The 13216-nt window shown below is 75.2% G+C and carries 11 protein-coding genes; 1 reads left to right on the forward strand and 10 read right to left on the reverse strand.

Going from position 1 to position 13216, the window contains the following annotated elements; translation table 11 throughout:
* Window positions 1-63: 63 nt before the first annotated feature.
* The 5 genes from M3673_RS13835 to M3673_RS13855 all read right to left on the reverse strand — a co-directional run bounded on the left by M3673_RS13835 (window position 64) and on the right by M3673_RS13855 (window position 7386).
* Window positions 64-2685 carry an ABC transporter permease gene (locus M3673_RS13835; protein ID WP_251534395.1) on the reverse strand — a complete coding sequence of 874 codons (2622 nt, stop codon included), beginning with the start codon at window positions 2683-2685 and terminating at the stop codon, window positions 64-66.
* Entirely contained in the window at window positions 2682-3404 is a 723-nt protein-coding gene (locus M3673_RS13840) for an ABC transporter ATP-binding protein (RefSeq protein WP_193661805.1), read from the reverse strand. Before M3673_RS13840 ends, M3673_RS13835 begins: the two co-directional genes overlap by 4 nt.
* Window positions 3401-3604, reverse strand: a complete 204-nt coding sequence (locus tag M3673_RS13845) for a hypothetical protein (protein WP_251534396.1) — start codon at window positions 3602-3604, stop codon at window positions 3401-3403. Before M3673_RS13845 ends, M3673_RS13840 begins: the two co-directional genes overlap by 4 nt.
* Window positions 3601-4218 (reverse strand): PadR family transcriptional regulator, encoded by a 618-nt coding sequence (locus M3673_RS13850; protein WP_056865012.1) that lies wholly within the window; start codon window positions 4216-4218, stop codon window positions 3601-3603. The genes M3673_RS13845 and M3673_RS13850 overlap by 4 nt, the downstream gene beginning before the upstream one ends.
* Before the next feature lie 168 nt (window positions 4219-4386).
* Window positions 4387-7386, reverse strand: coding sequence for a S8 family serine peptidase (locus M3673_RS13855; protein ID WP_251534397.1), 3000 nt, complete (start codon window positions 7384-7386; stop codon window positions 4387-4389).
* Between the two features lie 593 nt (window positions 7387-7979).
* Between M3673_RS13855 and M3673_RS13860 the strand changes: the two genes are divergently transcribed.
* Window positions 7980-8738 (forward strand): SDR family oxidoreductase, encoded by a 759-nt coding sequence (locus tag M3673_RS13860; RefSeq protein WP_251534398.1) that lies wholly within the window; start codon window positions 7980-7982, stop codon window positions 8736-8738.
* Here M3673_RS13860 and M3673_RS13865 read toward each other — a convergent pair.
* From M3673_RS13865 to M3673_RS13885, 5 genes are read right to left on the reverse strand one after another with little or no spacing between them, the layout of a single operon-like run.
* Window positions 8722-9171: a MauE/DoxX family redox-associated membrane protein gene (locus M3673_RS13865; RefSeq protein ID WP_251534399.1), complete on the reverse strand. Its 450-nt coding sequence runs from the start codon at window positions 9169-9171 to the stop codon at window positions 8722-8724. The genes M3673_RS13860 and M3673_RS13865 overlap by 17 nt on opposite strands.
* A 49-nt stretch (window positions 9172-9220) precedes the next feature.
* On the reverse strand, window positions 9221-9934 hold the full coding sequence (locus M3673_RS13870; RefSeq protein ID WP_251534400.1) for a histidine phosphatase family protein: 714 nt from the start codon (window positions 9932-9934) through the stop codon (window positions 9221-9223).
* Window positions 9934-11046, reverse strand: a complete 1113-nt coding sequence (locus M3673_RS13875; protein WP_251534401.1) for a phosphotransferase family protein — start codon at window positions 11044-11046, stop codon at window positions 9934-9936. The genes M3673_RS13870 and M3673_RS13875 overlap by 1 nt, the downstream gene beginning before the upstream one ends.
* Window positions 11043-11834: an SDR family NAD(P)-dependent oxidoreductase gene (locus M3673_RS13880; RefSeq protein ID WP_251534402.1), complete on the reverse strand. Its 792-nt coding sequence runs from the start codon at window positions 11832-11834 to the stop codon at window positions 11043-11045. The genes M3673_RS13875 and M3673_RS13880 overlap by 4 nt, the downstream gene beginning before the upstream one ends.
* The gene (locus tag M3673_RS13885) at window positions 11831-13096 is read right to left on the reverse strand and encodes an acyl-CoA dehydrogenase family protein (protein ID WP_251534403.1); all 1266 of its coding nucleotides are present in this window, start codon (window positions 13094-13096) and stop codon (window positions 11831-11833) included. The genes M3673_RS13880 and M3673_RS13885 overlap by 4 nt, the downstream gene beginning before the upstream one ends.
* Between the last annotated feature and the right edge of the window lie 120 nt (window positions 13097-13216).

The raw sequence follows: 13216 nt of genomic DNA on the forward strand, positions 1-13216 counted from the left end.
TACCCGACAGTCAGGACGGTCGGGTGGTGGTCGCAACGGTCGGTAACACGAGGGCGTGCGGCCTCAGTCGAGCCGCGCCACCAGGGGCAGCCGCGAGCGGGCGGTGAGGCCGACCACCGCGGCGGTGAGCAGCGGCAGGCCGAGCACGACGCCGGTGACCAAGAGCCACGGCACGTCGAGGTAGGTCGCCGGACCGCCGGTGGTCCCGCTGCTCCCGGGCCCGGTGAGCGGGTAGGTGATGGCGACGCCGGGGATCGCCCCCACCAGCGCTCCCAGCACCGCGCCCACGAGCCCCACCACGAGGGCGTACGCCGCGGCGATCGCGCGGCGGGTGCGCGGGCTGGCCCCCACCGCCGACAGCGTGGCCAGGTCGGGCCGGGCGTCGGAGAGGGCCAGGAACGTCGCCGTCAGGGTGCCGCCGAGCATGAGCACCGCTCCCAGCGCGGCCAGGATGAGCTGCACGACCACCGTCTCCTCGTCGGCGACGTAGCCGCGCTCGACGTCGAGGGAGGCCTGTCCGGGCAGGGCGGTCAGCGCCTCGCCGACGCTGCGCTCGGCGGCCTCGGTGATCGGGGCGTCGACGACGAGGCCCGTGACCCGGGTGCGACCACCGAGGCGGTCGGCCACGGCGGGTGCGACGACCGCGTCGACCGGGGAGTAGTCGCCGTCGACCTGGACGTAGGTGCCGGCCACCTCGAGCCGCTGGCGGTCCACGACCCGCCCGCGCCCGGAGTACTCGGCGGTCCTGAGGACCACCCGGGCGCCGTCGACGGCCTCCGAGGCGAAGGCCACGACCCCGCCGGAGGCGAGCACCCGCGAGGCGCGGTCGGCCTCGGTGGCGTCGATGCCCGGGAGGCCGGGCGGGAGGCGGTCGGCGACCAGGGTGGCACTGGCGAAGGGGCCGCCGACCGAGACGAGGAGCGGGTCGCTGTCACCCGGCTGCGCGACCTCGAGCTGGCGGAAGCCGCGCCCCTCCACCGGCAGGACCAGCGCCTGCACCGTCGAGACGTCCTCCTCCGGGACGGTCCGGGCGACCGCGTCGCGGTAGGCCGGCCAGTCGACGCCGCCCCCGTAGGCGGTGACGAGCCCGTAGCCGTCGGCGAGGCTCGGCTGGTAGGTCTCCTGGTTCTGGTGCTCGTCGCTGCTCACCGCGATCCCGAGCGCGACCACGCCGGCGACGGTCGCGGCCACGGCCGCGACGGCCGGCACCGTGCGGGTGCGGTGACGTGCGGCGTCGCGCGCCGCGAAGCGCAGCGGCAGGGGCAGCCGGCCCGCCAGGCGCGACACGGCGAGCACGACCACCGGCACGAGCAGGATCATGGCCAGCACCGAGACGATCGCCGAGGCGGCGATGGCGATCTCGCCGCCGCCGGAGGCGCCGTACGCCGCTCCCGCGACGCCGACCCCGAGCAGCACCAGGCCCAGCAGCGGGGAGCGCCGCGAGGCGCGCGTGTCGCCGCGACGCCCGGCCAGCACGGCCACGACGTCCTGGCGCGAGGCGATCCAGGCCGGCACCGCGGCGGCGAGCAGTGCGCTGAGGGTGCCGAAGGCCGCGATGCCCGCCAGGTGCAGCCAGGTGACGTCGAAGGGGCCGAAGCGGGTGGTGGAGAAGCCCTGGAGCACCGGGGTGAGCGCCACCGCCGCCAGCAGCCCGAGGGCGAGGCCGAGCACCGCGCCCAGCGATCCGAGCACCACGCCGGTGGCCAGCACGACCCGGCGCGCCTGCCCGGGCACGCCGCCGGCGGCGGCGATGAGGGCGAGGGTGCGCGACTGCCGGCGGGCGCCGACGGCGAAGGCCGGTCCGGCGAGCAGCACCACCTCGATGAGCACCATCACCACGACCAGCGCGAGCACGGTGACGGTGGCCTCGTCGACGCCCTCGTCGAAGCCCTGGATCTCGGGGGGCAGGGCCGACTCCGGCGGAGGGTCGGTGACGACGGCGCGCGACAGGACGGTGGCGCCGAGGGCGTTGAGGGCGCGCACCTGCTCCCAGGTGACCGCGGCTCCGCCGATGAGCAGCGTGCTGCCGGCGCCCTGCCCCTCGACGGCGGCCGGTCGCGCCCACGCCATGGGGAAGCCTCGGCCCTGGGCCGACTCCACGATCCCCACGACCTCCAGGCGGGTGCCCCCGGCGAGCTCGAGCTCCTCGCCCACACCGGGGCCACGCTCGGCGAGGTCGGCGTTGACGACGGCCTCGCCGTCGGTGCGGGGCAGCCGGCCCGAGACGGGCTCCACGAGCCCGCGGGTGAGCGGGTCGAGCAGGTCGGTGCCGGTGAGCTCGACGTAGGTCTGCCCGTCGTCGGTCGCGGCCCGCGTGGACTCGGTCTCCAGCTCCACCGCCGGCAGGTCGCTCACCCCGAGCACCCGCTCGACGTCGGTGAGCGTCGCCCGGCCGGGCTCGCGCCTCGGCCCCACGGCGCTCACGCCGGTGTCGGGGTCGGCGTCCTGCACCGCCTCGCGGGACCCCGGCGCCAGCGAGACCCGTGCCTCGGCGGTGCCGAGGCGCCGCTCGAGGCCCTCGACCCCGGAGACGCTCTGGGTGGAGTAGAGCGTGTCGGCCGCGGCCACCCCCATCACGGGCAGCGCGATCATGACGAGCACGAGCAGGCTGCGCCCCTTGGCCCGGCGGGCGTCACGCCAGGCCAGGCGCAGCGGCAGCCGCCAGCCCGCGAGGGGCCCCCTCACCGGTGCGCGCCCTGGTCGAGCAGGGCGTCGACGGGCGTGGCGCCGGAGTCGTCGACGACGACGCCGTCGCGCAGGAAGACCACCCGGTCGGCCCAGGCCGCGTGGCGGGCCTCGTGGGTGACCATCACACCGGCGGCGCCGGCGTCGCAGCGGGCGCGCAGCAGGCGCAGCACGTCCTCGCCCGACTCGGTGTCGAGGGCGCCGGTCGGCTCGTCGGCCAGGATCAGCCGCCGCTCGCCGACCACGGCGCGGGCGATGGCCACGCGCTGCTGCTGGCCTCCCGACATCAGGTCGGGGAAGCGGTCGGCGAGCTCGCCGATGCCGACCTCCTCCAGCGCGGTGCGCGCGGCCGCGCGGGCGGCGCGGGTGCGCACGCCGTCGAGCTCGAGCGGCAGGGCGACGTTCTCGACGGCGGTGAGAGCCGGGACGAGGTTGAAGTCCTGGAAGACGTAGCCGATCGAGGTGCGGCGCATGCGGGCGCGCTCCTTGGCCCCCATCGCCCCGAGGTCGGAGCCCTCGACGCGCACGGCGCCGTCGGTGGGGGTGTCGAGACCGCCGGAGAGGGTCAGCAGGGTCGACTTGCCGGAGCCCGAGGGCCCCATCACCGCGACCAGCTCGCCGGCGTGGGCCGCGAAGGACACCGCCCGCAGCGCGTGGACCTGCAGGTCGCCCTCGCCGTGCACGCGTGAGACGCGGTCGAGCTCGAGCACGGCGCTCATCGCACGGCCACCCGTCCACGGGCTCCGCGCGTGGCGCGCGGGCAGGCCGCCAGCCGGCGGGCGCTCTGCGCCAGCCACCGGTCCTCGGCACGGCGCAGCACCACGGCCTGCTCGGCCAGGAGCACGCCGGGCCGGGGCACCGCGGGCGCGGCGGCGGTGGGGGCACCCGGTCGGGTCGACCGGGACGACGAGGCGCTCATCGCAGGGCCTCGCCCTCGACGCGGGCGTCGGCCGACCGGTCGGCGGCCGACGGCTCGGGGCGCTCGAGCGCGGCGCGGCGCAGCCGGGCCTCGCAGTGGTCGAGCCAGCGGATCTCGGCCTCGGAGGCGAAGACCAGGGAGTCGAGCACGAGGCTCCAGGCGAGGTCGGCGCGCGGCGCCTCGCCCTGACGACCACCGGGGCCGGCCTGACCGGCCTGGCGCTTGAGTCGGGTGTAGTCCTGCAGCGCGCGCATCGTGGCGCTGCGCTGCTGCTGGATCACCGCGCCGACGTCGACGCCGGGCACGGTGACCGCGAGGGCGAGCTTGATGGCCAGCTCGTCGCGCGGGGGCTGGGTGCGCGCCACGGGGGTGGTGAACCACGCCGCCACCTCCTCGCGCCCCGCCGGGGTCAGGCGCCACCGCTCGTGGCCCTCCGCGTCGGCGCCGGCGGCCTCGACCAGTCCGTCGCGCTCCAGGCGCGTCAGCGTGGTGTAGACCTGCCCGACGTTGAGCGGCCAGGTCGACCCGGTGCGCTGCTCGAACTCCGTGCGGAGCTGGTTGCCGTACATCGGCTCCTGCTCCAGCAGCGCCAGCAGCGCCTGCTTGACCGACATGGGGACCTCCTCGTGGTGGGCGCACCCGCGCCCTACTCGGTATGTATACCACGTATGCATACCGGGTATCCAGCACCGCGGCGCAGGCCCGGAAACACCCGACGGCCGCCCCGCAGGTGCGGGACGGCCGTCGGGTGGTGCTGGGTGCTGCTCAGCGGTGCGGGTGGGTCACGGCGTGGCCGTGGTGACCTCCAGCAGCGTGGTGATCCCGGTGTCGCCGTAGAGCACGCGACCGAGGTAGCGGGCGTCGGCGTCGAGACCGGTCCAGGCCAGGGAGTACGTCGACTCCTCGCCCGCGGTGACCTCGAGCGGGTCCGGGGTCGCGGTGAGCGAGCCCTGGGCCGCGGTGCCGAGGTCGTAGACGTCCATCCGGAAGTCCATCGGCGAGCCCTGCGGGCCGGAGGCGAAGCCGTCCACGAAGACCGCGACGGCCGGGGAGTCCGGAGCCTCGATGGTCACCGACTCGTCGGCCGAGCCGGTCGCCGAGACGACCTGGGCGCCGACGGCGGCCGAGCACTCGGCGTTGGTCGGGATGACGGTCAGGTCGAGGTCGGCGAGGTCGTCGGCGGCGTCGACGTCGATGCGCAGCAGGGGGCTGCCCTCGGTGACGGGCACGCAGTAGGCCGCCGAGTCGTTGACGGCCACGGAGTCCTCGACCGAGTCGGCCTGGGCCAGACCCTGGGTGGTGAGGTCGATCGTGCCCGTCGTGCCGCTGGTCACGGTGACGTCGACGTCACTGTCGGCGCCCTCGCCGGTGACGACGGCCGGGGCGTCGAGCGCGACCGGCTTGAGAGCGACCGGCATGCGGGCCGAGGTGGTGCCGGTGAGCTTGACGAAGCCCTTGGCCCAGCGGTCGAGCTCCACGCCGTCCTTGGCGGTGAAGGTGATGACCAGCTTGCGCTTGACGCCGGCCTTGCCCGCGCTGAAGGACTTCTTGCTGACCTTCGTGGTGAAGCCCGGCACGCTGGCCGAGACCTTCCAGGTGCCCTTGCCCTGCGTGGTGACGGTGCGGGTGAAGGTCGTGCTCTGGACCACCGCGTGGTCGGCCATCGAGGGGATGTTGACGGCCTTGGCCTCGACCGGCTTCACGCCGGTGTCGAAGCCCTGGTCGGCGATGAGGCCGTACCACTGCCGCGAGGTCGAGGTGACGAAGAGACCCGGGCGGAACATCGAGGCCGGGGTGACCTGGCCGGCGCCCTGGGCGAAGGCGTCGCGCGAGGCCTTGTCGCCCGCGGTGCGGGTGCTGGTGGCGGTGGTCATCATCGCCGACTGGACCATCTGGGGGGTCCAGGTCGGGTTCTCGGCCATCAGCAGCGCGCCGAGACCGGCGATGTGCGGCGCGGCCATCGACGTGCCGGAGTAGAGGTCGAAGTCGCGGTCGCTGTTCGACGGCGGGGCGACCGCGGCGAGCACGCTCTGGCCGGGGGCGGAGATGTCGGGCTTGAGGATGTCGCTCTCGTTGGCGTTGGCCGGGCCCCGCGAGGAGAAGCCGGAGACCTGGGGCAGCGCCGCCGAGGGCAGGTCGGTCTGGTTGCCGGGCAGCAGGGCCGCGGTCGGCGCGTCGGTGTCGAGGTAGGCCTCGATCGCCGGCAGGTCGGCGCTCTGCAGGTGCACGGTCGGCACGGGGTGCAGGTCGGCGTCGAGGCTGCTCTCGGCCGGGTTGACCAGGATCATGCCGACGCCGCCGGCGCGGGCGACCTCCGTCGACTTCTCGACGCGGCCGTAGGTGCCGCGCAGGCAGACCACGACGGCGCCGTCGACGGCGGCCTCGTCGAGGCTGTCGGGGGCGCACAGCCCGGCCTCGGCGGCGTCGCCGCCGGCGACCCCGGCCTCGGCCGCGTCGACCAGCGGGGTCTGCTCCGGGACGCCGGTGCCGTCGATCATGGCGCCGAGGTAGCGGGTGCCGTCACCGAGCTCGACGGTGCCGTCGAAGTTGCGGTACGTCGACGCCGCCACGGTGGTCAGCCAGGGGCTGTTGTGGGCGACGGTCGACTCGGTCGGGCCGCTGTTGCCGGCCGAGGCGGCGACGAAGACGCCCGCGTCGGCCGCACCGGCGAAGGCGATCTCGACCGGGTCGACGACGGTGTCGGTCGCGCCGGAGATCGAGAAGTTGATGACGTCGACGCCGTCGCGCACGGCGTCGTCGATCGCGGAGAGGATCGCGTCGGTGTAGCAGCCGCCGGTGTCGGGGTCGGTGTCCTCCCAGCAGACCTTGTAGGAGGCGATCGAGGCGCCGGGCACCATGCCGGTGACCTCGCCGAACTCGATGCCGTCGACGCTCACGTCGTCGACGACGTTGCCGGCCGCGGTGCTCGCGGTGTGGCTGCCGTGGCCGCCGCCGTCGCGCGGGGAGATGAACTCGCCCTCGGCGACCTCCTCGGGGGGCACGGTGTCGACGAAGGTGTCGGGGTAGTAGCGCGCGCCGATGATCTTGGTCGAGCAGTCGCTGAGGTCCCAGTCGTCGCCGGTGCCGGTCTCGCAGGCGCCGCGGAAGGTGCCGCCGTCGGCCTTCTTCATGGTGGTGTTGCCCAGCGGGTCCATCCGCGCGGCCCAGGGGCCGGTCGGGGCGCTGCTGAGCTCCTCGCCGGAGAAGGAGGGGTTCTCGGGCCAGATGCCGGTGTCGAGGTCGCCGACGACGATGCCGGAGCCGGCGTTCGCCTGGGTGCCGTGCTTGGCCCAGACGCCGCTCTTGCCGTACATGCCGAGGGTCTGCGCGGTGTTCTGCGGGACCGCGTCGGGGGTGCGGGCCTCGACCGGCACCAGGGCGTAGACGTCCTTGGCCGCGGCCAGGGCGGTGGCCTGCTCGCCGGTGAGCTGGGCGGCGAAGCCGTTGGTGGCGGTGGTGTAGCTGCGCGTCACGGTGGCGTCGACCGCGGCCGCGACCTGGCGCTGCTGCTTCTCCAGGAAGGTGCGGTAGGCCGTCGCCGCGCCGGAGCGCGGGTCGAAGCTGCGGCCGGCGGCCGGCTTCGTGGGCGCGAGGCCCTGGATGCCACCGGTGTAGGCCGCGGCGCTGGGCTGCTGCATGAGGACGATGTAGCGACCGGCCTCGTAGGCGTCCACGGCGGCCCGGTCGAGCTTCTTGATGCCGCCGGCGCTGTCGGCGGCCTGGGCGGGTGCGACGGTCGAGACCGTCGCCACCAGCCCTACCGCGATCGCGCTCGCGGACACGACGCCCAGTGCACGCTGGCGCGCACTGCGACGGGCGTGAAGATTCGTCACGAAAACTCCCTCACTCCGAGACGACCACGTGCCGACACCCGATGTTCCGGCAAATGACGCGGCCAGAAGACACCTGAATCCATCCGACCGGGTGATGTCAACGGCCCCGGCGCCATGGATTCGAACCGTGTCTCATCCGAGACCTTGCGTGGCCCGGGTCACTCCGGTGCCTGTGCGGGGCTGGTGGGGCGGTGCCGCGGGCCGCGGGTTTCGCCAGCCGGCCGGTGAAACCCGCACCTGTCGGCCCACGCGTCGGCCGACAGGTGCGGGTCCGGGCCGACCGGTGGGGCTGCCGTGGCTGGTGGGGATGCAGGCCCGGGCCGACCCCACGCGACGGCGTGGCTGCCCGGCCCGGGCCGACGGGGTCCGGGGCGTCCGCGGGTTTCGCCAGCCGGCCGGTGAAACCCGCACCTGTCGGCCCACGCCTCGGCCGGTAGGCGCGGGTCCGGGCCGACCGGTGGGGCGGAGGTGGCGGGTGGGACGACGGGGGTACGCCGGAGCCGGTGGCGGTCGGTGGGGGGTGCTGCGCCAGACTCGGGGCCATGCCGACCACCCTGATCACCGGCGCCTCCTCCGGGCTCGGCGCGGAGATGGCCCGCCAGCTCGCCGCCCGCGGGCACGACCTCGCCCTGTGCGCCCGGCGCACCGACCGCCTGGAGCAGCTGCGCGAGGAGGTGCTGGCCGCCCACCCCGGGCGGCGGGTCGAGCTGCGCGCCCTCGACGTCACCGACCACGAGGCCGTGCCGGCCGTCGTGGAGGACTTCCGCGCCACCTTCGGTCACCTCGACCGGGTGGTGGTCAACGCGGGGCTCGGCAAGGGCGCCGCGCTCGGCACCGGTCGCGCCGACGTCAACCGCGAGACCGCGATGACCAACTTCGTCGGCGCGCTGAGCCAGGTGGAGGCGGCCATGGCCGTCTTCCGCGCCCAGGAGGCCGGCCACCTGGTCGTGGTCTCCTCGATGTCGGCCATGCGGGCGCTGCCGAGGTCGATGACCACCTACGCCGCCACCAAGGTCGGCGCGGCGTACCTCGCCGAGGGCGTGCGCCACGAGCTGCACGGCACACCGCTGGCCCGCACGGTCAAGGTCACCGTGCTCTACCCCGGCTACATCGCCTCGGAGATGAACGACCAGGTCGCCTCGTCGACCCCGCTCATGGCCTCGACCGAGAAGGGCGTGCGGGCGATGGTGGCCGCCATCGAGAAGCAGGTCGACTCCGCGTGCGTGCCGCCGCTGCCGTGGGCCCCGCTGTCGCTGGTGATGAAGCACGCGCCGCTCGGCGTGCTCAAGCGCCTGGTCTGACCGGGCCCTCCCCGGCACCCCGTCGGCGTCCGAGGAGCTCGACCAGCAGCCCCCAGCCGCCGGTGCACCACAGCGCCCAGGCGACCAGCGGCGGCTGGAAGAACAGCCGGGCCAGCCGCGCACCGTCGGTCTCGAGGCCGAAGGCGTCGGCACCGGTCAGCCACTGGCTCACGTTGCCCGGGAAGACCGCGACGAGGAAGGCCGCGACGACCAGGCCGACCTGCGCCCGTCGCCGCCCGCGCGCCAGCAGCAGCGCCGCGCCCAGGGCCAGCTCGACCACCCCGGAGACCAGCACCACCGCCTCGCGGGCCGGCAGCCACGGCGGCACCTGGGCGAGGAACGCCTCGACGTCGACGAGGTGGGCCACGCCGGCGACCAGGAGGAAGCCACCGAGCACGACCCGGGCCACGTGACGCACCCACGCGCCCGTCACGGGACGCTCACCGGGCGCTCACCGGGCGCTCACCGGGCGTCACCGGGCGTCACCGGTAGGTGAGCGTGTCGCCGGAGACGTGCGGGTGCTCGTTGAAGGTGAGCAGGCGCGGCCCGGTCGAGCCGACCACCACGCGGGTCACCCCCGTGTTGACGCACACGGTGTTGAAGCGGCTCCAGGCCCGGGCCAGCCGCGCCTCGTCGGTCTCCTCGGGGTCGACCAGCGCGGCGCAGGCCGCGGCGATCGCGCCGCCGGAGGTCACGACCAGCGTCGTGCCGCCGCTCCCGGTCGCCGCGGCGGCGGCGGTCAGCGCGCCGCGCACCCGGCCCAGGAACTCCCCCCACGACTCCGGGTACGCCGCCCCGTCGGCGCCCGGCTCGCCCGCGGTCCAGCGCCGCGTCGCCTCCACGAAGGCGGTCTGGAAGGCGCGCCGGTCGCTCCACGCGTCGTCGCCCAGCAGGTCGGGGTGGGCGCCCACGACGCCGAGGTGGTCGAACTCGTCCCAGCCGGCGTCGACCGTGACCCCGGGGGTCTCGGGTGTCCCGGTGTCACCGCTCCCCCGGCCGGCGCCGTCGACGAGCGCCTCGAGGGTCTCGCGGTGCCGGCGCATCGACCCGCGCACCAGCGCCGTGGGGCGCGCGCCGGCGGCGGCCAGCGAGGCCCCCAGCAGGCGGCCCTGCTCCCACCCCGTGGGCGAGAGGACGTCGTAGTCGTCGGCGCCGAAGCTGGCCTGGCCGTGCCGCACCAGCAGCAGCAGACCCATCAGGCCCCGGCCCCGGAGTCGGACCCGGCCCCGGAGTCGGCCTCGCCGACCAGCCGGCGGCAGCGGGCCTCCAGGTAGGGGACGACCTGGCCCAGCACGGCGTACGACTCGTTGGTGGTCTGGCCGGTGGCGTAGCGGTACCAGATCTGCTGGGCGATCACCGCGAGGCGGAAGAGGCCGAAGACCTCGTAGAAGGTCCAGTCGCGCCCGCTGAGGGTGCGGCCGGTGCGCTCGCAGTAGCGGCGGGCCAGCTCCTCGCGGGTCCACATGCCCGGCGTGGTGGTGGGCTGGCGGCGGAAGAGCTGGAAGAGCTCGTCGTCGTCGGCCTGCACCCAGTAGGCCGAGGTGCAGCTGAGGTCCATCATCGGGCAGCCGACGGTGGCCAGCTCCCAGTCGAGCACGCCGGCGACCTCGAGGTCGGGGCCGAGCACGAGGTTGTCGAAGCGGTAGTCGTTGTGGATGAGCACCCGCCCGGCGTCGGGGGGCTGGTGGGCGTCGAGCCAGCCGGTGACGTCGGACCAGTCGCCGGTCTCCTCGGTGCGCGCGTCGGCCAGGCGGCGGGTCCAGCCGGAGACCTGGCGGGCGACGTAGCCCTCGCCACGGCTGAGCGCGGCCAGCTCGGGCACGGCGTCGACGTCGACGGAGTGCAGGTCGACGAGTACGTCGAGCGCGCGGCGGCACAGCGCGTCGGCGGTCTCGGGGGCCACCGGGCGGAGCTGCTCGGGGAAGTCCTGGCGCAGGATCGTGCCCTCGAGGCGCTCCATGACGTAGAACTCCGAGCCGATGACCGACTCGTCGTCGCAGTGGCCGACCTGGGGCGCGATGTAGGGGAAGACCGGCGCGAGAGCGGCCTGGATGCAGTGCTCGCGACCCATGTCGTGGGCGCCCTTGGCCTTGCGGCCCACCGGGGGCCGCCGCAGGATCAGGTCGGGTCCCTCGGCCATGGCCAGCAGGTAGGTCAGGTTGGAGGCGCCGCCGCGGAACTGGCGCACCTCCGTGATCGGCCCGCGCCCCAGCCAGCGCTCGACGGCCGCGGTGTCGAAGGCGTCCTCCTCGCGCAGGGCCTTGGCGGGGTTGCCGTCCGGGGCGGGCCCGTCGGTGGGGGTGCTCACGGTGCGTTCCTCTCGAGCTTGGCCGCCTGGGCGCGCATGACCTGGTCGTAGGCGGCGCGGTCGTGCTGCTTGAGCGCCCACGCGTCGCGGGCGGGCTGGTCGGGCACGATCAGCTCGGCGCCGGCGTCGAGGCCCTCGAGCACGGCCGCGGCGATGTCGGCGGCGGTGATCGGGGAGCGCTCCACCAGCCGCGCCATCGTGGCGCCCAGCGCGGCGTCGGCACCCTGCAGGGAGTCCATCAGGTTGGTGCGGAAGTACGACGGGCAGACCGCGTGGGCGCTGACCCCGTGGCCGGCCAGCTCGTGGCCGGTGGTCTCGGTGAGCGCCACGACCGCGGCCTTCACCGCGTTGTAGGACGCCATCCCGGCCGGGTGGACCAGGCCCGCCAGCGAGGCGACGTTGACGATCGCCCCCGACCCCTGCCGCTTGAGCAGCGGCACGAAGGCGCGGGTGCCGCGCACGGCGCCGAAGAGGTTGATCTCGAAGATCCAGTGCCACTCCTCAAGGGTGGCCACGTCGAGCCGGCCGCCACCGGCCACGCCGGCGTTGTTGACCAGCACGTCGAGCCCGCCCCAGCGCCGCTCGACCTCGGCCACCGCGGCGGCCCAGTCGTCGTCGGAGGTGATGTCAAGGGCGAGGCCGCCGTCGGGGGCGCGCAGGTCGGTGCGCAGCACCTCGTCGCCGCGGGCCTCGAAGGCCTCGCTGAGCGCCTCGCCGAGCCCCGAGGCGGCGCCGGTGACGAGCACGCGCAGCGGGGCGCCGGCCCGCTCGGCCGCAGGGGCGCTCACCGGCGCGCGCCGTACTGGCCGAGCTCGAGGCGGGCGACCACGCCGCGGTGCACCTCGTCGGGGCCGTCGGCCAGGCGCAGGGCGCGGGCCGAGGTCCAGGCCGCGGCGAGCGGGTGGTCGTCGGAGAGACCGCCGCCGCCGTGCAGCTGCATGGCCATGTCGATGACCTGCTGGGCCATGGTGGGCACGGCGACCTTGATCTGGGAGACCTCGGAGAGGGCGTTGAGCGGGCCGCCGACGTCGAGCTTCCAGGCCGCGTCGAGCACCAGCAAGCGGGCGCTGTTGATGGCGATGCGGGCGTCGGCGATGCGCTCGCGGTTGCCGCCGAGGTTGGCCAGCGGCTTGCCGAAGGCCTCGCGCTCGAGGCCGCGGCGGCACGCCAGCTCCAGCGCCAGCTCGGCCAGGCCGATGAGGCGCATGCAGTGGTGCACGCGGCCGGGGCCCAGGCGGCCCTGGGCGATGCCGAAGGCCTCGCCGGGGCCGCTGAGGATGTTGGAGACCGGGACCCGCACGTCGGTGAAGGAGACCTCGCCGTGGCCGAGCGGCTCGTCCTGGATGCCCATCGTGGAGAGCAGCCGCTCGATCCTGACGCCGGGGGTGTCGCGCGGCACCAGCACCATGGAGTGACGGTGGTGGCGGTCGGCGTCGGGGTCGGTGAGACCCATGAAGACGAAGATCCGGCAGTCGGGGTGGCCGACGCCGGTCGACCACCACTTGCGCCCGTTGATGACGACCTCGTCGCCGTCGACGACCGCTGTGGCGGCCATGTTGGTGGCGTCGGAGGAGGCCACGCCGGGCTCGGTCATGGTGAAGGCCGACCGGATCCGGCCGTCGAGCAGCGGGTCGAGCCACTCGTCGCGCTGGGCCTGGGTGCCGTAGCGCAGCAGCACCTCCATGTTGCCGGTGTCGGGGGCGTTGCAGTTGAGCACCAGCGGCGCGATGGCGCTGCGGCCGGTGAGCTCGGCGATCGGGGCGTAGTCGACGTTGGTGAGGCCCTCGCCGCCGTCGGTGCCGAAGCGCGCGGCGTACTCCCCCGCGTGCTCCTTGGGCAGGAAGAGGTTCCACAGGCCCTGCGCGCGAGCCTTGGCCTTGAGCTCCTCGAGCACCGGCTGCGGCTCCCACGGGCTCGGCCCGCTGCGGTCGGCGCGGCGGCGGGCGAGCTCGGCGTGGTACTCCGCCTCGACCGGCGCCACCTCCTCGGCGATGAAGGCCGCCACCCGGGCGGTCAGGTCGGCCGCGCGCGGCGAGGGGGAGAAGTCCATGCCTCGCACCCTAGAGGCAGCCGGGTGACGGGCGTCTCACGGGCGCGCGGGCGGCTGCGGGTCGCCGGCGCGGTGGCGCCCCCCGGGGGCGGGGCCGGCTCGTGGGGCTGCGAGGCGGGA

It is taken from the genome of Nocardioides sp. P86 (assembly GCF_023712465.1).
Lineage (GTDB): Bacteria > Actinomycetota > Actinomycetes > Propionibacteriales > Nocardioidaceae > Nocardioides > Nocardioides kribbensis.

Excerpts from the sequence above, each read along its gene's own strand:
- M3673_RS13840 (WP_193661805.1), bottom strand. The coding sequence starts at position 3,404 with ATGAGCGCCGTGCTCGAGCTCGACCGCGTCTCACGCGTGCACGGCGAG.
- M3673_RS13845 (WP_251534396.1), bottom strand. The coding sequence starts at position 3,604 with ATGAGCGCCTCGTCGTCCCGGTCGACCCGACCGGGTGCCCCCACCGCC.
- M3673_RS13850 (WP_056865012.1), bottom strand. The coding sequence starts at position 4,218 with ATGTCGGTCAAGCAGGCGCTGCTGGCGCTGCTGGAGCAGGAGCCGATG.
- M3673_RS13860 (WP_251534398.1), top strand. The coding sequence starts at position 7,980 with ATGCCGACCACCCTGATCACCGGCGCCTCCTCCGGGCTCGGCGCGGAG.
- M3673_RS13870 (WP_251534400.1), bottom strand. The coding sequence starts at position 9,934 with ATGGGTCTGCTGCTGCTGGTGCGGCACGGCCAGGCCAGCTTCGGCGCC.
- M3673_RS13885 (WP_251534403.1), bottom strand. The coding sequence starts at position 13,096 with ATGGACTTCTCCCCCTCGCCGCGCGCGGCCGACCTGACCGCCCGGGTG.